At 74.2% G+C, this 18,493-nt stretch carries 21 protein-coding genes; 11 read left to right on the top strand and 10 right to left on the bottom strand.

What is annotated here, in order from left to right; all coding sequences use genetic code 11:
- Window positions 1-6 precede the first annotated feature (6 nt).
- Window positions 7-1,392, top strand: coding sequence for an FGGY family carbohydrate kinase (locus CRP30_RS01325; protein WP_097182174.1), 1,386 nt, complete (start codon window positions 7-9; stop codon window positions 1,390-1,392).
- A 31-nt stretch (window positions 1,393-1,423) separates the two neighbouring features.
- Here CRP30_RS01325 and hisN read toward each other — a convergent pair whose 3' ends face one another.
- Window positions 1,424-2,263: a histidinol-phosphatase gene (gene hisN / locus CRP30_RS01320; protein ID WP_097182173.1), complete on the bottom strand. Its 840-nt coding sequence runs from the start codon at window positions 2,261-2,263 to the stop codon at window positions 1,424-1,426.
- A 75-nt stretch (window positions 2,264-2,338) separates the two neighbouring features.
- Here hisN and CRP30_RS01315 point away from each other — a divergent pair, with 75 nt between their 5' ends.
- The gene (locus CRP30_RS01315; RefSeq protein WP_097182172.1) at window positions 2,339-2,875 is read left to right on the top strand and encodes a DUF2087 domain-containing protein; all 537 of its coding nucleotides are present in this window, start codon (window positions 2,339-2,341) and stop codon (window positions 2,873-2,875) included.
- A 14-nt stretch (window positions 2,876-2,889) separates the two neighbouring features.
- A complete protein-coding gene (locus CRP30_RS01310) occupies window positions 2,890-3,315 on the top strand; it encodes a hypothetical protein (protein ID WP_097182171.1) in 426 nt (141 codons plus the stop codon).
- Window positions 3,316-3,372: 57 nt separating this feature from the next.
- Here CRP30_RS01310 and rsgA read toward each other — a convergent pair whose 3' ends face one another.
- The 3 genes from rsgA to CRP30_RS01295 form a co-directional block, all read right to left on the bottom strand.
- Window positions 3,373-4,389 (bottom strand): ribosome small subunit-dependent GTPase A, encoded by a 1,017-nt coding sequence (rsgA, locus tag CRP30_RS01305; protein ID WP_097182170.1) that lies wholly within the window; start codon window positions 4,387-4,389, stop codon window positions 3,373-3,375.
- A 79-nt stretch (window positions 4,390-4,468) separates the two neighbouring features.
- Entirely contained in the window at window positions 4,469-5,749 is a 1,281-nt protein-coding gene (aroA, locus tag CRP30_RS01300; protein WP_097182169.1) for a 3-phosphoshikimate 1-carboxyvinyltransferase, read from the bottom strand.
- A gap of 100 nt (window positions 5,750-5,849) precedes the next feature.
- On the bottom strand, window positions 5,850-7,313 hold the full coding sequence (locus tag CRP30_RS01295) for an NAD-dependent succinate-semialdehyde dehydrogenase (RefSeq protein ID WP_097182168.1): 1,464 nt from the start codon (window positions 7,311-7,313) through the stop codon (window positions 5,850-5,852).
- A gap of 191 nt (window positions 7,314-7,504) precedes the next feature.
- Between CRP30_RS01295 and CRP30_RS01290 the strand changes: the two genes are divergently transcribed.
- Window positions 7,505-8,251: an SOS response-associated peptidase gene (locus CRP30_RS01290; RefSeq protein ID WP_097182167.1), complete on the top strand. Its 747-nt coding sequence runs from the start codon at window positions 7,505-7,507 to the stop codon at window positions 8,249-8,251.
- A 29-nt stretch (window positions 8,252-8,280) separates the two neighbouring features.
- Window positions 8,281-9,792 (top strand): fused MFS/spermidine synthase, encoded by a 1,512-nt coding sequence (locus tag CRP30_RS01285; protein ID WP_235003105.1) that lies wholly within the window; start codon window positions 8,281-8,283, stop codon window positions 9,790-9,792.
- A gap of 3 nt (window positions 9,793-9,795) precedes the next feature.
- On the opposite strand, the gene ybaK is transcribed toward CRP30_RS01285, so the two are convergent.
- Window positions 9,796-10,269 (bottom strand): Cys-tRNA(Pro) deacylase, encoded by a 474-nt coding sequence (gene ybaK, locus CRP30_RS01280; RefSeq protein ID WP_097182165.1) that lies wholly within the window; start codon window positions 10,267-10,269, stop codon window positions 9,796-9,798.
- 208 nt (window positions 10,270-10,477) lie between these two features.
- On the opposite strand from ybaK, the gene CRP30_RS01275 reads away from it, so the two are divergent.
- Both CRP30_RS01275 and rsrA read left to right on the top strand, forming a co-directional pair.
- On the top strand, window positions 10,478-11,164 hold the full coding sequence (locus tag CRP30_RS01275; RefSeq protein ID WP_097182164.1) for a sigma-70 family RNA polymerase sigma factor: 687 nt from the start codon (window positions 10,478-10,480) through the stop codon (window positions 11,162-11,164).
- Complete coding sequence (gene rsrA, locus CRP30_RS01270; protein WP_097182163.1) at window positions 11,161-11,526, top strand: mycothiol system anti-sigma-R factor; 366 nt, start codon at window positions 11,161-11,163, stop codon at window positions 11,524-11,526. The genes CRP30_RS01275 and rsrA overlap by 4 nt, the downstream gene beginning before the upstream one ends.
- A 142-nt stretch (window positions 11,527-11,668) precedes the next feature.
- Here rsrA and CRP30_RS23395 read toward each other — a convergent pair whose 3' ends face one another.
- Window positions 11,669-11,743, bottom strand: coding sequence for a 50S ribosomal protein bL37 (locus tag CRP30_RS23395; RefSeq protein WP_099459150.1), 75 nt, complete (start codon window positions 11,741-11,743; stop codon window positions 11,669-11,671).
- Between the two features lie 171 nt (window positions 11,744-11,914).
- Between CRP30_RS23395 and CRP30_RS01265 the strand changes: the two genes are divergently transcribed.
- Entirely contained in the window at window positions 11,915-12,964 is a 1,050-nt protein-coding gene (locus CRP30_RS01265; RefSeq protein WP_235003104.1) for a biotin carboxylase N-terminal domain-containing protein, read from the top strand.
- Between the two features lie 53 nt (window positions 12,965-13,017).
- Window positions 13,018-13,242, top strand: a complete 225-nt coding sequence (locus CRP30_RS01260) for a biotin/lipoyl-binding carrier protein (RefSeq protein WP_097182161.1) — start codon at window positions 13,018-13,020, stop codon at window positions 13,240-13,242.
- A gap of 57 nt (window positions 13,243-13,299) precedes the next feature.
- Here CRP30_RS01260 and CRP30_RS01255 read toward each other — a convergent pair whose 3' ends face one another.
- Window positions 13,300-13,800, bottom strand: coding sequence for a GNAT family N-acetyltransferase (locus CRP30_RS01255; protein ID WP_097182160.1), 501 nt, complete (start codon window positions 13,798-13,800; stop codon window positions 13,300-13,302).
- 88 nt (window positions 13,801-13,888) lie between these two features.
- Between CRP30_RS01255 and CRP30_RS01250 the strand changes: the two genes are divergently transcribed.
- Window positions 13,889-15,382 carry a sensor histidine kinase gene (locus CRP30_RS01250; protein WP_097182159.1) on the top strand — a complete coding sequence of 498 codons (1,494 nt, stop codon included), beginning with the start codon at window positions 13,889-13,891 and terminating at the stop codon, window positions 15,380-15,382.
- Between the two features lie 101 nt (window positions 15,383-15,483).
- On the opposite strand, the gene CRP30_RS01245 is transcribed toward CRP30_RS01250, so the two are convergent.
- Both CRP30_RS01245 and CRP30_RS01240 read right to left on the bottom strand, forming a co-directional pair.
- Window positions 15,484-15,735 carry a WhiB family transcriptional regulator gene (locus CRP30_RS01245; RefSeq protein WP_097182158.1) on the bottom strand — a complete coding sequence of 84 codons (252 nt, stop codon included), beginning with the start codon at window positions 15,733-15,735 and terminating at the stop codon, window positions 15,484-15,486.
- Window positions 15,736-16,034: 299 nt separating this feature from the next.
- A complete protein-coding gene (locus CRP30_RS01240) occupies window positions 16,035-17,057 on the bottom strand; it encodes a diacylglycerol/lipid kinase family protein (RefSeq protein ID WP_097182157.1) in 1,023 nt (340 codons plus the stop codon).
- Between the two features lie 70 nt (window positions 17,058-17,127).
- Here CRP30_RS01240 and CRP30_RS01235 point away from each other — a divergent pair, with 70 nt between their 5' ends.
- The gene (locus CRP30_RS01235; protein WP_235003103.1) at window positions 17,128-17,610 is read left to right on the top strand and encodes a hypothetical protein; all 483 of its coding nucleotides are present in this window, start codon (window positions 17,128-17,130) and stop codon (window positions 17,608-17,610) included.
- 69 nt (window positions 17,611-17,679) lie between these two features.
- Here CRP30_RS01235 and CRP30_RS01230 read toward each other — a convergent pair whose 3' ends face one another.
- Window positions 17,680-18,462 (bottom strand): HAD-IIA family hydrolase, encoded by a 783-nt coding sequence (locus CRP30_RS01230; protein ID WP_097182155.1) that lies wholly within the window; start codon window positions 18,460-18,462, stop codon window positions 17,680-17,682.
- Window positions 18,463-18,493 lie beyond the last annotated feature (31 nt).

Raw genomic sequence — 18,493 nt, 5'->3', positions numbered from 1 at the left:
AGCGCCGTGCCCGACCTGCTGCTCGGTGCCGATCTCGGCACCTCCGGGCTCAAGCTGGTCGCCCTCGATCCGGACGGCGCGGTGGTCGCGCAGGCCGAGCGCGCCTACGCCTACGACCGACCGGGTCCGGGACGCGCCCAGATCGACGTGCGGACCTGGCGGGTGGCGCTCGACGACGCCCTCGCCGAGCTGGGTCCGCGGCTGACCGGTGCCCCGGTCCGCGGGCTGGGGATCTCGGGGCAGATGCACGGCGCGGTCCTCGTCGACGCCGCCGGGACCGCGCTGTCCCCGGCGCTGCTGTGGCCGGACCAGCGGGCGGCCGAGGAGCTGGACCGGTGGCGGGCGCTGACCGACGACCAGCGGGCTGCGCTGGCCAACCCGCTCGTCCCCGGGATGACCGGCCCGCTGCTGGCCTGGCTGACCCGGCACGACCCGGCCACGGTGGCCCGTGCCTCGGCGCTGCTGCTGCCCAAGGACGCCCTCCGCGCAACCCTCCTGCCGGGTGCCGACTCGGCGGTGACCGACCGCAGCGACGCGTCGGCGACCCTGCTGTGGGACGTCGTGGCCGACGGCTGGTCGGAGAGCGCGTGGAGCGCCGCGGGCGCGGGGCGGCATCTGCGGCCGGCGGTGCTGCCGTCGGACGAGGTGGTCGGCGTCGCCCGGTTGCCGGTGGGGGAGGTGCCCGTCGTCGTGGGCGGCGCGGACACGCCCCTGGCGCTGCTCGCCGCGGGGGCCACCTCGGGTGCCCAGCTCAACCTGGGGACCGGCGCCCAGCTGCTGCGGCCGGGCCTCCGCCCTCTGGCGGTCGCCGACCCGGTCGTGCACACCTACGCCGACACCGGCGACGGCTGGTACGCCATGGCGGCCCTGCAGAACGGCGGCTCGGCCTGGGAATGGGCCTGCGACGTCCTCGCGCTGTCGTGGCCGGAGTTCGTCGAGGCGGCCGCTTCTGCCCCGGCCGGCGCAGGCGGGGCGGTCTTCCGGCCGTTTCTCACGGGCGAACGCGGGGGAGTGGCCGGGCCGCTGGAGCGGGGCGGCTGGTCCGGCCTGCATGCGGGGACGACGCGCGCGGACCTGGCCCGCGCGGCGCTGGAGGGCGTGGCCTTCGCGGTGCGCGCGGCGCTGGCGCTGCTCGACGTCGCCGCGGACGACCCGCTGCTGGTCACCGGAGGGGCGACCCGGTCCGGCGTCGTCCCCCAGGTCCTCGCCGACGTGCTCGGCCGGCCGGTCCGCCCGCTGGGTCTGCGGAGCGCGTCGGCGGTGGGTGCGGCGCTGCTCGCCGGCAGGGGAGTCGGCCTGGAGGTCGACCCGGAGAGGGAGGCGGGACCGCTCGTGGAGCCGCGCGGCGACACCGATCTGGAGGCGGCCTTCGCCCGATGGTCGGCGGTCTGAGGCCCGTCGGCCGGGCCGGCGGCGCCGCTGATCAGCCGGGCGGCACCGGAGGGACGGACTGCAGCGGGTTGACCGGGTCGGGCAGCCGGACGTGGGCCAGCGCCGCGTCGTGCAGGGCGCCGTTGGTGGCGATCGCGTGTCCGCCCGAGGGGCCGGGCGCTCCGGTCAGGTCGGTGAAGCGGCCGCCGGCCTCGCGCACGATCACGTCCAGGGCAGCGAGGTCCCACACCGACACCTCGGGCTCGCAGGCGATGTCGACGGCGCCCTCGGCCAGCAGGCAGTAGCTCCAGAAGTCGCCGTACGCGCGGGTCCGCCAGACCGACCGGGTGAGGTCGAGGAAGCCGTCGAGGACGCCACGCTCCTCCCAGCCCGACAGGCTCGAGTAGGACAGGCTCGCGTCGCTGAGCTCGGTGACCTCCGAGACGTGGCAGCGGGTGGCGCTCTCCAGCCGGCGGCCGGTCCAGGCGCCGACGTCCTTCGCCGCCCACCAGCGACGGTTGAGGGCCGGTGCGGAGACCAGGCCGACCACCGGCTCGTCCCCGTCGAACAGGGCGATCAGGGTGGCCCACACGGGCACGCCGCGGACGAAGTTCTTCGTGCCGTCGATGGGGTCGAGCACCCACCGGCGCGGGCCGTGTCCGGTCGTGCCGAACTCCTCGCCCATGACCGCGTCCCGGGTCCGGGCGCGGCTCAGCGTGATCCGCAGCATCTCCTCGACCGCCCGGTCGGCGTCGGTGACCGGCGTGAGGTCCGGCTTCGTGTCGACCGTGAGGTCCTGCGCCTTGAACCGGTCCAGGCTGATCGAGTCGGCCTGATCGGCCAGCACGTGTGCCAGCCGCATGTCCTCGGAAAAGCCCCGTGCCGACGTCATGGACACCGAACCTAGCCGGGGTCGCCGTCCGGCACCCTGAAGCACCCCTCGGGGGGCGCCGATACGGTCGCCTCCGTGGACGCCGCGACGATCGCCGGGCTGCTCGCCGACCCGGCGCGGCTGAAGGTCGTCGCGGCGCTGGCCCTGGGCGCCGGCACGATCGAGGAGGTGTCCGCCGCCGCGGGGCTGCCGCTCAAGGACGTCGCGCTGGCCGCCCGCAGGCTGGCGCGCGCCGGGCTGGTGCACCGCGACGGGCACTCGCTGGCGCTGCACACCGACCGGTTCGGCGCGGCCGCCCGGGCGGCGGCGGAGTCCGCGCCCCCGCCGCAACCGCTGTCACCGGACCCGGCCGAGGACGCCGTCCTGTCGGCCTTCGTCCGGGACGGCCGGCTGATGTCGATCCCGGCCCACCACGGCAAGCGCCGGGTGGTGCTCGAGCACCTCGTGCGGGTGTTCGAGCCGGGCGTGCGGTACCCCGAGCGCGAGGTCAACGCGCTGCTCGCCGTCTGGCACGGCGACGTCGCGGCGCTGCGGCGGTACCTGGTGGACGAAGGGCTGCTCACCCGCGAGGCCGGCGTGTACTGGCGCAGCGGCGGCTGGGTCGACGTCTAGGTCGACAGGTCGACGTGTCGACGAATCGGCTCGACGGTCCCGCACCCCCGGTGGAGCTCGCCGACGGGTCCGGCCCCGAGGACGGCCCGCTCGCGGCGCTGTCCATCCGGAGCGTCGCCGAGCTGGAGCACGGCGGCCGCACGGCGTGGGAAGCCATCGTCGACGCCACTCCCGAGTACGAGCCCCGGTGCGGGTGCTGCCCGCTGCTGCGATCGCCCGTGGCGGACGAGCAGGAGTGGGGAGCGGACTCCGACGACCTCCTCGACGTGTACCCGGATGCCTACCGCGTGCGGCTGGACGTGGGGACGGGGGTCTGCGTCCTCACCGAAGCGATCGGCGGTGCGATCGACGGTGCCGGCCACGACCTGCGGATCGAAGCGGTCGACGAGCCGATGGCCGACGAACTCTTCGAACAGCCCCGCTCCGGCTTCTTCCGCTGACCGGCCCCCTCGCACGATCCCGCGGCGAGCGGGCGAGCGGTGGGGGGCGAGGGGGTCCTACCAGCCGGGGCCGACCTGACCGACGGCGGCGAGCAGCACGCGCAGGCCGGCGAGCTGCTGCTGCCGCGCGGGCGGCCCGGCCGCCGCCCAGGGGTCGAGGGCGCACCCCGGGTCGTCGGCGGTGTGGCCGCAGCCCGGCGGGCAGTCCACGGCGATCTCCGCGATCTCGTCGAAGGCGGCGAGGACGTCGTCGGCGGTGACGTGGGCCAGGCCGAAGGACCGGATCCCCGGGGTGTCGATGACCATGCCCCCGCCGGGCAGGTCGAAGAGGACGGCGGAGGACGACGTGTGCCGGCCCTTCCCGATCTTGCTGACGTCACCGGTCGCCCGGAAGGCGTCGGGGACGAGCCGGTTCACCAGGGTCGACTTGCCGACACCCGACTGCCCGACGAAGACGCTCATCCGGTCGGTGATCCGGTCGAGAAGGGGTTCCAGCGGCAGGTCCCGGGAGAGGGCGACCGCGTCCAGCCCGAGGCCGGCGTAGCGGTCCAGCAGCGGCTGCGGGCTGCCGAGGTCGGTCTTCGTGAGGCAGAGCAGCGGCTCCAGCCCGCCGGCATAGGCGGCGACGAGACAGCGGTCGAGGAAGCCGAGCGCGGGCTCGGGATCGACGACGGCGGTGACGATCACCAGCAGGTCGGCGTTGGCGACCACGACGCGTTCGGTGGGGTCGGTGTCGTCGGCGGTGCGCCGCAGCGACGTCGTCCGCTCCTCGATGGTGACGATCCGGGCGAGGCTGTCGGTCCGACCGCTGGTGTCGCCGACGACCCGCACGCGGTCGCCGACGACGACGCCGTGCTTGCCCAGCTCCCGGGCCCGCATGGTGGTCACGTCGACGGCGCCCTCGGGGCCGTCGACCCGCACGGTCATCCGGCCGCGGTCCACCGCGACGACGAGACCGGGGACGGCGTCGGCGTGGGTGGGCCGGGTGCGGGTGCGGGGACGCGAACCGCGACGGCTGGGCCGGACCCGGACGTCGTCCTCGTCCGAGCGGCTGTCGTGCTTGCGGCCGCTCACTGCTCTGCTCCGGACTCGTTCCGCTCCTCGGTCGCTGGCGCTCCCTGCGATGCTCGCTCGCCCGTCGCCATCGCCCCGCTCAGCGCCCGGCTCCGATCGGCTCGCCCAGCAGACCCGCCCAGCGCTCCACGAAGTCCGGCAGCGTCTTGGTCACCGCGCCGGGGTCGGCCACCTGCACGCCCTCGATCGCCAGCCCCAGGACGGCGGCCGCCATGACCATCCGGTGGTCGGCGTAGGAGTCCAGCTGCGCCGCCCGGCGCGGCCCGGGCTCGATGACCAGGCCGTCGGGCAGTTGCTCGACGCGGGCGCCGACGGCGGTGAGCACCTCGTCGAGGGCCTGCAACCGGTCGGTCTCGTGCCCGCGCAGGTGCGCGATCCCGGTCAGCCGAGAGGTGCCCTCGGCCAGGGCGCACAGTGCGGCGAGCACCGGGGTCAGCTCACCCACGTCGCCCAGGTCGGCGACGAGTGGCCGGATCGAGCCGTGCCCGGTGACCTGCAGGCCGTCCGGCGTCCGCTCGACGTCCGCGCCCATGTCGGCCAGCAGCCGGTCGAGCTGGGCGCCGGGCTGGGTCGTGCTCTGCGGCCAGTCGCGCACCGTCACCCGGCCGCCGGTGACCAGGGCGGCACCCAGGAACGGGGCGGCGTTGGAGAGGTCGGGCTCGACGACGACGTCGCGTGCGGCGATCGGGCCGGGCACGACCCGCCAGCCGCCCGCCGTGGCGGTGACGTCGACCCCCTGAGCGCGCAGCGTCGTCACCGTCATGTCCACGTGCGGCATCGAGGGGACGCCGCCGCTGAGGGTCAGGTCGAGCCCCTCGTCGAAGCGCGCGGCGGCCAGCAGGAGCCCGGAGACGACCTGCGAGGACTCGCTCGCGTCGACGGTGACCGCACCGCCGCGCACCCGGCCGGTGCCGTGCACCGTGAACGGCGCCCGGCCGCGGCCGTCGTCGTCGATGCGCACCCCCGCGCCGCGCAGACCGGCGATCAGGCCAGCGTTGGGGCGGTCGCGCAGCCGCGGGTCGCCGTCGAAGCGCACGGCCCCGTCGGCGAGCGCGGCGACGGAGGGGAGGAAGCGCAGCACGGTCCCGGCCAGGCCCGCGTCGACGTCGGCCGGGCCCCGCAGGGGCATCGGGCGGACGAGCAGATCCTCGCCGGCGACGTCGATCCCGACACCGAGCGCCCGGAGGCCGTCGGCCATCAGGTCGGTGTCCCGGGCGCGGAGCGCACGGATCAGCCGGCTCGGTCCGTCCGCGATGGCAGCGAGGATCAGTGCCCGGGCGGTGATCGACTTGGAGCCGGGCAACCCGACGACGGCGTCGACCGGTGCCGTGCGGTGCGGCGTCGTCCAGACCGGGTTCACGCGCTCATTCTGCCCGAGAAAGGACCCCGTCCTTCTCCCGCCCCGCAAGCTCGGCACGAGCCTCGGGACGGGGCCTTGGGCCGCACCGTCACGCCTACCGCTAGCCGGCCTGCGGCTTGCTGGCCTTCTTCACCGGGACGGTGCGGACGAGCCGCCGGTTGGCGAACTCGAACATGGCCAGTTCGGACAGCTCGCGGCCGTAGCCGGACCTCTTCACGCCGCCGAAGGGCAGCTCGGGGGAGGAGCCGGTGGGCTGGTTGATCCACACCATTCCGGCTTCCAGCTGCTCGGCCACCGCCCGCGCGCGGTCGAGGTCGCTGGACATGACGGTGGCGCCCAGGCCGTAGTCGCTGTCGTTCGCCAGCGCGACCGCCTCGTCGGCGTCCTTGACCTTGTAGACGACGGCGGCGGGACCGAACAGCTCCTCGCGGAAGGCCCGCATCTCCGGCGTGACGTCGGTGAGGATCGTCGCCTCGACGAACGCACCCGCGTGGTCGGGGCGCTTGCCGCCGGCGACGACGGTGGCGCCCTTGTCGATCGCGTCCTGGATCTGCGCGTGCAGGTCCTGCGCGGCCCGCTCGCTGGAGAGCGGGGCCAGCGACGTCGACGGGTCGGCCGGGTCGCCGGGGGAGAAGGTGGAGAACGCCTGCTTGAGACCCTCGACGAAGGGCTCGTAGACGTCCTCGGTGACGATCAGCCGCTTGGACGCGGTGCAGGCCTGGCCGGTGTTCTGCATCCGGCCCATCGTCGCGGCCTTGACCGTGGCGCCGAGGTCGTCGGCGTCGAGCACGATGAACGGGTCGCTGCCGCCCAGCTCGAGCACCGACTTCTTGAGGTGCTTGCCGGCGAGCGCGGCGACCGACGAGCCGGCCCGCTCGCTGCCGGTCAGGGTCACGCCCTGGATGCGGCGGTCGGCGATGACCTGCTCGACGTCGGCGATGCGCAGGAAGGTGTTGGTGAGGACGCCCGCCGGGGCGCCGGCATCGGCGAACAGCTGCTCGATCGCCACGGCGCACTGCGGGGTGATCTCGGAGTGCTTCAGGACGACCGTGTTGCCGAGCACCAGGTTCGGGCCCGCCACGCGGACCACCTGGTAGAAGGGGAAGTTCCACGGCTCGATGGCCAGCAGGACGCCGACCGGCCTGGTCTCGACGACGGCCTCGCCCTTGCCCATGAGCGGGGTGATCGAGGTGGGCTCGAGGAAGCCGGGGCCGTTGTCGGCGTAGTACTTCAGGATCATCGAGCAGAGGTAGAGCTCGCCCGTCGCCTCCTCGCGGCGCTTGCCCATCTCCGTGGTGATGAGGGCGGCGAGGTCGTCGCGGCGCTCGTCCATCAGCTCGGCGGCCCGTCGGACGACGGCGGCGCGCTCCTCGACCGGCCGGGCCTGCCACTCCTGGTAGGCGGCGTGGGCACGCTCGATGATGCCGTCGATCTCCGAGGTCTCGGTGAAGGGGAACTCCTTCTCCGTCTCGCCGGTGAACGGGTTGACCGTCGCGTAGCGCCGCTCGGCGCTGTCGCTGGCGGTCTTCGGCTGCTCGTTCGTGGGGCTCTGCGTCGCGGTCACGCCTGATCCTCGTCTCTGGGTACGGCCGAGTCTCTGGGTACGGCCGATCGACATCGATGTCCGTACGAGGTCTACCCCTGCCCGGCACCTGCACGCACGGCGGGTTGTCGCAGGCCGCACCTAGAGTCTGGTCGGCAGGGAGTTGTGGTCGGCAGGAAGTCGGGTCGACAGCCGACAGGGAGGAAGCGCCCATGTGCGGTCGCTACGCGGCCAGCCGCAACCCCGACGACCTCGTCGTCGAGTTCGAGGCGGTCCTCGCCGAGGAGCAGAAGCCGCTGCCCGCGGACTACAACGTCGCCCCGACCAAGGACGTGTACGTCGTCCGGCACAAGAAGGAGCGCGACCCCGAGGGCGCTCCGACCGGCGGCGGTCACCGCGAGCTGCGGTCGGTCCGCTGGGGCCTGGTCCCGTCGTGGGCCAAGGACGCGTCGGTGGGCAACCGGCTCCTCAACGCCCGCGTCGAGTCGCTGACCGAGAAGCCGGCCTTCCGCAAGGCCGCCGCCACGCGGCGGTGCCTGGTGCCGGCCGACGGCTGGTACGAGTGGGCGAAGCGCCTGGACTCCCCGACGAAGCAGCCCTACTTCATCACCCCGCAGGACGGGTCGGTGCTCGCCTTCGCCGGCCTCTGGGAGGTCTGGGGGCGCGGGGAGGACAGGCTGTACACCTGCACGATCGTCACGTCACCGGCCATCGGCGAGCTGACCGAGATCCACGACCGCATGCCGCTGGTCCTGCCGCCCGACCGCTGGGCCGCCTGGCTGGACCCGGCGCGGGAGGACGTCGAGGAACTGTCGGCACCGACGCCGCTCGAGCTCGTGCACGCCCTGGAGCTGCGGCCGGTGAGCACCACGGTCAACAACGTGGCCAACAACGGCCGCGAGCTGGTGGCGCGCGCGGAGTCGGTCAGCGCCCCGGCCGACCAGCCCGCCCTGTTCTGACGGTGTCGTCCGCGACGGGGGAGACCCCCGTGATCGACCGTCCTCCGGGCGGGGCCGCGCTGCCCACCTGGGTCGCCGCGGTCGTCACCTTCCTCAGCTCCGGCGCGGTCCTGGTGCTGGAGATCGTCGGGCTGCGGCTGATCGCGCCCTACGTCGGGGTGACGCTGCAGACCAGCACGGCGATCATCGGGTACGCCTTGACGGCGATCGCGCTGGGCGCGTGGACCGGCGGCGTCGTCGCCGACCGGACGGACCCCCGTCGGCTGATCGCCCCTCTGCTCGTCGCCGGCGGCGCGCTCGTGATCGCCGTGCTGCCACTGGTGCGGTTCACCGGTTCCCTGCTCACCGGGCCCGACGCCGGGGCGGTCCTGCTGCTGGCGGCCGTCGCCGTCATCGGCCCGGCAGCACTGCTGTCGGCCGTGCCGCCCATGGTCGTGAAGCTGCAGCTGGCCAGCCTCGACGAGACCGGCGCGGTCGTCGGCCGGCTCTCGGGGATCGGCACGCTCGGCGGGATCGCCGCCACCTTCGCCACCGGCTTCCTGCTGATCGCGATCCTGCCCAGCAGCGTGATCCTCGTGGGGACCGGCGTGCTCACCGCGGTCGTCGGCATCGCGGTGGGCGTGCTCCTGCGCCGCCGGACCGGCGGCGGTGCCGGGAACGTGCCGGCCGGTCTGCTCGTCCTCGCCCTGGTCGGTGGCGGGCTCGCCGCCGTCGCGCCCACCCCGTGCGAGATCGAGACCGGCTACCACTGCGCGCGGGTGGAGGCCGATCCGGAGCGGGACTCCGGCCGGGTGCTCTACCTCGACACGGCCCGGCACTCCTACGTCGACCTCGAGGACCCCACCCACCTGGAGTTCGAGTACGTCCGTGCCATCGCCTCGGTCACGGATGCGCTCGGTAGCGACGGGGACGCGCTCTCGGCGCTGCACGTCGGCGGGGGCGGGCTGACGCTCCCGCGGTACCTGGCGGAGGTCCGGCCGGGCACGTCGAGCCTCGTGCTCGAGGTGGATCCCGGCGTCGTGACGATCGATCGCGAGCAGCTGGCGCTCACGACCTCCGGCGACCTCCGGGTGGAGGTGACCGACGGCCGGGTCGGGCTCGCGGCCGAGGCTGCCGGCACGCGGGACCTCGTCGTGGGTGACGCCTTCGGCGGTCTGTCGGTGCCGTGGCAGCTCACCACCCGCGAGGCCGTGGAGCTGGTCGATCGCGCACTGGCCGACGACGGCGTCTACGCCATCAACCTCATCGACCACCCGCCGCTGGGGTTCGTGCGCGCCGAGCTGGCCACCCTCCGCGACGTCTTCCCGCACGTCGCTCTGCTGGCCCGCACGCCGGTGCTGGCCGGGGACGACGGCGGGAACGTCGTGGCCGTCGCATCCCGCGCGCCCATCCCGGTGGGTGAGATCGCGGGGTGGCTGACCGACCGGGAGCTGGACTGGCGGGTCGCCGAGGGTGCCGAGCTGGATGCCTTCATCGGCGACGCCGCGGTGCTCACCGACGACTTCGCGCCGGTCGACCAGCTGCTCACCCCCTACGGCTGAGCCTCATCGACCGATCGGTGCGGTCCGCGCCTTCGTGAGCCGGACGAGGTCACCCGGCGGCAGCTCCACCTGCAGGCCGCGCCGGCCGGCGCTCACCATGACGGTCGCGAAGCCGAGCGCCGACTCGTCCACGACGGTCGGCAACGCCTTCTTCTGGCCCAGCGGGCTGATGCCGCCCAGCACGTACCCGGTGGCCCGCTCGGCGTCCGCCGGATCGGCCATGACCGCCTTGCGGCCGCCGGCAGCGGCGGCCAGTGCCTTGAGGTCCAGGGTGCCCGCCACCGGCACGACGGCCACGGTGAGCGCCCCGTCCACCCGCGCCACCAGCGTCTTGAAGACCTGGTGCGGATCGGCGCCGAGGGCGGCGACCGCCGCCTCCCCGTGCCCCTGGTCGGCAGGGTGCTCGGGGTCGTAGGGGTGCAGGGTGTGCGCCACGCGGCCCTGTTCGAGGGCCCGCACCGCGGGAGTCGCCGCCACGGCGCCGCAGCCTAGCGAGCGTTCCCTCCGACTCGGACCACGCGGGAATCGTCCCCCCACCCCGACGGTTGCACCGGCCGTGAGCAGCACCCTCTCCAGCGCCCGCCCGAGGGCCGCGCACCGGCGGCCCCCAGGCCGTCCCGACGCCGCGCGGCTAGGATCGACCGATGCGGCGCCCCGCATCCGGGGGCCCCAGAGAGGACGGTCGGTGCCTGAGCAGACCGCAGATCAGACCCCCGAGGTGACGGCCCCGGTGGAGACGCCCGAAGCGCGAGCGGACGGCAGCAGGGCCGAGGTGGCCGAGACCCGCGCCGAGCGGGACGCGCGCTTCGAGCGCGACGCGCTGCCCTTCCTGGACCAGCTGTACCCGGCGGCCCTGCGGATGACCCGCAACCCCGCGGACGCCGAGGACCTCGTCCAGGAGACGTTCGTCAAGGCCTACTCGGCCTTCCACCAGTTCGCCGAGGGCACCAACCTCAAGGCGTGGCTGTACCGGATCCTGACGAACACCTACATCAACAGCTACCGCAAGAAGCAGCGCCAGCCGCAGCAGTACCCCACCGAGCAGGTGCAGGACTGGCAGCTCTACGCCGCGGAGGAGCACACCTCCAGCGGCCTGCGGTCGGCGGAGATCGAGGCGCTGGACCACCTGCCGGATTCCGACATCAAGGAGGCCCTCCAGCAGCTGCCGGAGGACTTCCGGCTCGCGGTCTACCTGGCCGACGTCGAGGGCTTCGCCTACAAGGAGATCGCCGAGATCATGGGCACGCCCATCGGCACGGTGATGTCGCGGCTGCACCGTGGCCGGCGGGGCCTGCAGAAGCTGCTGGCCGATTACGCCCGCGAGCGCGGCTTCGTCCGCGCCGGAGCCGGTGAGGAGGCGAGCCGGTCATGACCGACGACGTGCATGGCCAGGCCGGTCGGGAGCAGGGCGAGCCGATCGAGATCCACTCCTGCGACGACGTCCTGTCCCACGTGTTCGAGTTCCTGGACCACGAGACCGGCGACGAGCGGCGCGCGCTGATCGCCGAGCACCTCGAGGACTGCTCGTCCTGTCTGCGCGAGTTCGGCATCGAGCAGGAGTTCAAGGCCCTGGTCCGCCGTCGGTGCGGAGGTGACGCCCCGCCGTCAGGCCTGCGCGAGCGCATCAAGATCCAGCTGACGACCGTCTCCTTCGAGGAGGACGGCACCCAGGTGAGCGTCGAGCGGATCACCACCCAGACGCTGACCGAGCGATCGGGCGACAGCCCGGCCTAGTCGGTACCGCAGACGCACGAACGCCTCGGTCCCCGTGGGGATCGAGGCGTTCCTGCGTTCCGGCCCGGCCTGGTTCAGGCGGAGCCCATGGCTTGATCCCGCGGCCCGGTCGCTCCTCGCTGCGATGCTCCCGGGCCTGTCATCAAGCGTTGGGCCGCTTGCCGTGGTTGGCCTTGCTTCCCTTGCGGGAGCGACGCTTGCGTCCACGCTTGGACATCGCTGCCCTCCTCTCGCTGCCGGTGGGCCCGGCGGACCCTCGTTCTCGCGGGCCGGAGCTCCGCTGCACGTATCGTGCGCGGCGTCGCCGGAACCGCCAAGCTGACGCTGCAAGCCTCTCACGGGGTGTTCCGGCTGCGTGCCGGGCGGGGGGATTGCTGAGGGGGCAGTGGTGGCACTGGAGATCGAGAGCGTGCTCGTGGCGGGCCGCGGACCGGCGGCGTGCGCGGTGGTGTCGGCGTGCACCCGGCTCGGGGTGAAGGCCGTGGCGGTGCACTCGGAGACCGAGCGCTCCGCGCGCCACGTCCGGCTGGCCGACGACGCGGTGCTCCTCGGACCTGCTGCGGCCAGCGAGTCCTACCTGGCCGTCGACCGCATCGTCGAGGCCGCCCGGCGCAGCGGCGTGCGCGCCGTCCTGCCGGTCACACCGGCGCTCGCGGGCAACGCCCGGCTGGCGGCCGCGGTGGCCGCCGCGGGCCTGCTCTGGGTGGGACCCGACGCCGAGGTGCTCGAGCGCCTGGGCGGGGACGGCGTGGAGCCGGCCAGCGAGAGCGGCTTCCTGGCGTGGGTGACCGCCGAGGGCCTGCGCTACGTCACCCCCGTCGTGCGGGACCGCGCGGCCGGCATCGCACGGGTGTCGTGGACGCCGGAGGACTGGGCGGCCGGCGGGACCCTGGACCTGCCCGTGTCGGCGCGGCGCCTGGCCGAGGTCGGCTGGCGCGGGCTGGTCACCGTGGGGATCGCGCCGGACGGTGAGCTCGCCGAGGTCGCCGCCGGGTTCTCGCTGGACATCGCCGTCCTCGAGCGGGCGCACGGCGTGGACGCCGTCGAGCTCGCCCTGTCGAGCACCGAGACCACGGGGAGCGCGCTGCCCGGCGGACCGACCCCGCGGGCGGCGGTCGCCGCCCAGCTGCGGGCGACGCTGGCGCCGGGGACGGCCGGCCGGATCAGGGGGCGACTTCCGTCCGGATCACGGCCCGGGGCGGGCACTGACGTCGACGTGGTGTCCGTCAGCGGCTTCGACCCGGGGGACCGCCTGGACGGCTGGTACGACGCGCTCCTCGCCACCGTCAGCGCGGCCGGCCCGGACACGCGCGCGGCGGCGGCCGCCGTGTTGGCGGTGCTGGGAGCGGTGCCGGACGTCGGGGTGCCGCACGACGGCGCGGACACCTCCGCCGTCCTCGACCGACTGGCCGTCGGCAGCGGCGTCCCGGCGGGCTGACCGGCGTGCTTGGATGACTGCGCCCGGAAGGCGCGCGCTCATGAGGAGGCACGGTGGCGGTCGAGGAGATCCACGCGGAGATGGTCTCCAGCGTCTGGAAGGTCCTCGTGCAGCCCGGTGCGCCGGTCGCCGCCGGTGACACGCTGGTCATCCTCGAGTCGATGAAGATGGAGATCCCGGTCCTGACCGAGCACGCCGGAGTCGTCCAGGAGATGCACGTGGTGGAGGGCGAGGTCCTCCAGGAGGGCGACCTCATCGCCACGGTCACGAACGCCTGAGAGGACCCCCTCCTCCCTCACCCCTCGCAGGCTCGGGGCGGTGCCCTGGAGGGGCCTTCAGAGCTCGCGGGCGTAGACGAGCAGGTCGACCCCGGGGACGGGGGACCAGTCCCGCTCCGGCAACCGGGTGAATCCGAGCCGACCGTAGAGCCGGTGCGCGGCGGTCATCCGCGGATCCGTCGAGAGCACCATCCGCCGCTTGCCGGCCGCACGCGCGCGGTCCAGGCAGGTGGTGACGAGCAGTTCGCCGATGCCCCTGCCCCGGGCGGCGGGATCGACCACGAGCATCCGGAACGCGGCCTCGTCGTCGGACCTGGTGATCTCGCCGAAGTCGCCGGCGAGCACCAGCGCCACGCTGCCGACCACCCGGTGGTCCTGGTCGCGCACCACCAGGAGGTCCGACCGGTCGGCGCGGCCGGCGACGTCGGCCAGCTCCGTGGCGTAGTCGGCGGAGGCGAGGCCACCGTCGACGTACACCCGCACGGTCAGCTCGGCGATCGCGCCGTGGTCCCCGGGAGCGGCGGCCTGCACGGACAGGGCGGGAGCGTGTCGGACCACGCCAGCACCCTAGAGAAAGGACCCCGTCCTCCTCACACCCCGCACGCTCGGCTTGAGCCTCGGGACGGGGCCATAGGCTCTGGGCATCATGAGCAGCCTCTCGGAGCGCCTCACCCGCGGGTCGGCATCGAGCCCCTCCCAGGTCGAGCACGCGCGGCGGCTGGTGGCCGACTGGCAGCTGCTGGCCGACCTGGCGTTCGCCGATCTCACGCTGTGGGTTCCGCTGCCCGGCGGGACGTGGTGGTGCGTGGCGCAGGTGCGACCGCTGACGGCGCCGACGAGCCGACCGGAGGACCTGGTGGGCGCCGAGGTGTCCGGCGAGGACGCCGAGCCGTTCCGCACCGCGCACCGCGAGGGTCGCCCGGTGACGGAGGGGGAACCGTACTGGACGGGCACCGCACCGCGCCGTCGCGAGATCATCCCGGTCCGGCACGACGGCGTGACGGTGGCGGTGCTGGCGAAGGACACCAACCTGGCCGTGACCCGGTCGCCGTCCACGCTGGAGCTGACCTACCTCGACATCGCCGCGGACCTCTGCCTCATGGTGTCGGCGGGCACGTTCCCGCCGCAGAAGCTGCAGGACGCCGAGATGAGTCCCCGGGTCGGCGACGGGCTGGTCCGCCTGGACGGCGCGGGGCGGGCGATCTACGCCAGCCCGAACGCGTTGTCGGCCTACCGCCGCATCGGGGTGGCGGGCGACGTCGTGGGTGCCGACCTCGCCGAGCTGACCCGCGGGGCGGCGGCCGACCGCGTCGCCGGTGAGGCGGCCGCCGCGGGCATCTGCGCCGCCGTCACGGGGCGCTTCCCCGACCCCATGGACGTCGAGGGCTCCACGGCCACCATGCTCGTCCGCGCGCTCCCGCTGCAGGCGCCGGGGGGCGAGGCCGGCGCGCTCGTCCTCGTCCGCGACGTCACCGACGTCCGCCGCCGGGACCGAGCGCTGCTGACCAAGGACGCCACCATCCGGGAGATCCACCACCGGGTGAAGAACAACCTCCAGACCGTCGCGGCCCTGCTCCGCCTGCAGGCCCGGCGGATGACCGAGCCCGCCGCCCGTGCCGCGCTCGAGGAGTCCGTGCGACGGGTGGCGTCGATCGCCGTCGTGCACGAGACACTGGCCGGCAGCCGCGAGGACGTCGTGGACGTCGACGACGTCCTCGACCAGGTGCTGCCGATGCTGGGCGACCTGACGTCGGTCGGACCCGCCGCCCGCACCCGGCGCACCGGCTCGTTCGGCGAGCTGCCCGCGGCCGCGGCCACGCCGCTCGTCCTGGCGGTCACCGAGCTGCTGCACAACGCGGCCGAGCACGCCTTCCCGGACGGACCGGGCAGCATCGAACTGGTCGCCGAGCGCGACGGCGACGACCTGGTGGTCCGGGTCCGGGACAACGGGCAGGGGCTACCGGAGGGGTTCGATCCCGCCGGCAGCGACGGGCTCGGCCTGCAGATCGTCCGGACCCTCGTCACCAGCGAGCTCGGTGGGGCCCTGTCGATGACCAGCCCGCACGCCCCGGACGCCGACGGACGACGAGGGACCGAGGCCGTGCTCACGATCCCCGGTGCGGGCCTGCCGCGCCGCTGAACGCACCGAGGCCGGTCCGGAGGGTTCCGGACCGGCCTCGGGGCGATCTCTGGTCGTGCGTGCGCCGCAGGGATGACCCCCGGTGCCGGTGGTGCTCCGGCTCAGGCGGTGGGCACCCGGGTACGGGCCTGGCGGCGCTTCAGCGCACGCCGCTCGTCCTCGGAGAGCCCACCCCAGACGCCGGAGTCCTGGCCCGAGCGCAGTGCCCAGTCCAGGCACCCCGCCACGACGGGGCAGCGGCGGCACACGGCCTTGGCCTGCTCGATCTGCACGACTGCCGGGCCGGTCGTCCCGATGGGGAAGAACAGCTCCGGATCCTCGTCCCGGCAGAGCGCGCGGTGGCGCCAGTCCATGGCGGTGTACTCCTTGGTGTCGTCTACGGTTGCTACTTCAGTCGCCGGCCTCGGACCGCGTTCTAGAGCCGACACCGGTTGCCCAGCGCTGTGGCCCAGCGACTACTTGCTTTGTTACCGGCAAGTTGCGTTCTCAGGTGATGTTTTCACGTGAAAGACGCCTGTCAAGCAGATCGAGGTCGTCGTTCGACCCCTCGTGAGCAACCTCACCACGCTCGTGCTAGGCCCGCCACTCGACGGAACCACACGCCGCACGCGGCCGTTGACAAGGCCGCTCCGGCATGCGTGAGGGTCCTGTCTCAGGCCACGACGCGCAGGGCGGCCGGGACGTGGCGCACCCTCAGTCCGGTCGCGGTGCCGAGGTGGTCGCCGTCGACCTGCCAACCCTGCGGGCGGGTGGCGGTCAGGGACAGCTCCTCGAGGTCGTGCCGGCGGTGCACGCCCCGGCCCCGCGCGTCCGGTTCGCGGGCCAGCGCCTGGCGCAGGGTGTGCAGCATCCGCACCGCGCCCATGCGGCCCATCGCGAAGACGTCCAGGCCCGCGTCGAACGACGCCTCGGGCGACGGGTTCACCGGCCGGGCACCCAGGTAGGTCCACGGGCTCACGTTGGAGACCAGGCAGAGGAAGAGCTCCTCCAGATCTGGTTCGCCGGGCAGGTGCAGCGTCATGGCCGGGCGACGGCGCTCCCGTCCGAGCAGGAAGGCGTTGGTCGCCTCCTTGACGTACAGGGCGCCGGTGGATCGGCGACCCGCTGCGCGCCGGGACTCGACGCGGGCGATGACCTCCGCGTCGAACCCGAGCCCGGCGGCGAAGACGAACCAGCGGGGGGTGGTCCACCCGTCGTGCGCCACGGCATCGGCGGCGGCCACCACCGCGGCGGCGCCGGGCGCGGTGCCGCGCACGGGGGCGGTGCTGGTGCCGGTGGCGCTGGCGGTGCCGAGGGACACCAACCGGGTCCGGCCCGCGCGCAGCGAGCGCAGGATCTCCCCGGTCGCCTCGACCGGGTCACGGGAGCGACCCAGGGCCCGGGAGAAGACGTTCGTCGATCCACCCGGGACGACGGCCAGCATGGGCAGGTGCGGGGACGGGCCGTCGGTGAGCATGCCGTTGACGACCTCGTTGACCGTGCCGTCGCCACCGACGGACACCACCAGGTCCACGCCCTCGGCGGCGGCCTGCTGCCCCAGTTCGCGGCCGTGGCCGCGGCGGGTGGTCTCGACGACGTCGAGCTTGAGCTCGCTGGCGAGGGCGCCGACCAGGACGTCGCGCATCGTGGCGCTGGTGCTGGTCGCCGCGGGGTTGACCACCACGAGCGCACGCATGCCGCCAGGCTAACCATGGGCGGGACGATCGGCCGGGAGGAGCAGTCGCCGTCCGCGTAATCTCGCGGTCGTGAGGGAGTCCAGCGGGTCGCCGCCCCAGCCGCCTCGCCGGGGGTTGGACCGGTTGTTCGGCGCCGCCGCCGACTCGCCGGCACCGCGCCCGGCACGGGAGCGGGTCGAGGTGCCGCCCTCGCTGCGCTGGGCGGCCGTCGTCGTCGGCGTGGAGGCCGCTGCCATCGGCGTCGGGGCCGTCGCGTGGCTGTGGCTGACCCTGACGAGCACCCCGGACAGCGTGGGGCGCGCGATCGCCGAGGTGGTCATCATCGCCCTCGTCGCCGTGGGCCTGGCTGCGGCCGCCCGGGGCCTCGCCCGGGTGGCCCCCTGGGCACGCGGGCCGGTCGTCGCGGCGCAGATCTTCCTCGGGCTGTCCGGGTTCGTGGCCGCGTTCGAGGCCGAGCGCCCGCTGATCGGCCTGCCGATCCTGCTGGTGGTGGCCACGGAGCTGTACCTGCTGGCCACGCCCGAGTCCCGCCTGGCCTACGTCGAACGGTAGGCCCCCCTTCGGCCTCCCTTCAGGAGCCCGCCCTGAGCTTGCGAGGGGTGGGGGAAGGGGGGTCCTTCTTCACACGAGGTCGATGACGTCGGCGATCGAGTCGAGGATCCGGCTGGGGCGGAACGGGAACCGGGCCACGTCGGCCGCCGCGGTGGAGCCGGACAGCACGAGCACCGTCTCCAGCCCGGCCTCGATGCCGGCGACGACGTCGGTGTCCATCCGGTCACCGATCATGATCGTCGACTCCGAGTGCGCCTCGATGCGGTTCATCGCGCTGCGGAACATCATCGGGTTCGGCTTGCCCACGAAGTACGGCTCGGCACCGGTGGCGCGGGTGATCATCGCCGCGACCGACCCGGTAGCCGGGAGCGGTCCCTCGGGGGAGGGGCCGGTGACGTCGGGGTTGGTGGCGATGAAGCGCGCCCCGCGGCCGATCAGGCGGATCGCCCGCGTGATCGCCTCGAAGGAGTACGTGCGCGTCTCGCCGAGGACGACGTAGTCCGGGTCGGAGTCGGTCATGACGTAGCCCACCTCGTGCAGCGCCGTCGTCAGGCCGGCCTCGCCGATGACGTAGGCCGAGCCGCCGGGCAGCTGGGTGGTGAGGAAGTCGGCCGTCGCCAGGGCGGAGGTCCAGATCGACTCCTCGGGCACGTGCAGGCCGGTCCGCGCCAGCCGGGCGGCGAGGTCGCGCGGGGTGAAGATCGAGTTGTTGGTCAGCACGAGGAAGCGCCGCTGCTTCTCGACCAGCCGCTCGAGGAACTCGGCCGCGCCGGGCAGCGCCTTCTCCTCGTGGACCAGCACGCCGTCCATGTCGGTGAGCCAGCACTCGGGGGCCACGCGCTCGGTCGTCATGGGACGGAGTCTGCCGGGCCGAACGCGGCGC

Source organism: Blastococcus haudaquaticus, from assembly GCF_900230285.1.
Taxonomy (GTDB): Bacteria; Actinomycetota; Actinomycetes; order Mycobacteriales; family Geodermatophilaceae; genus Blastococcus_B; species Blastococcus_B haudaquaticus.
This window is presented reverse-complemented; position numbering and strand designations above follow the sequence as displayed.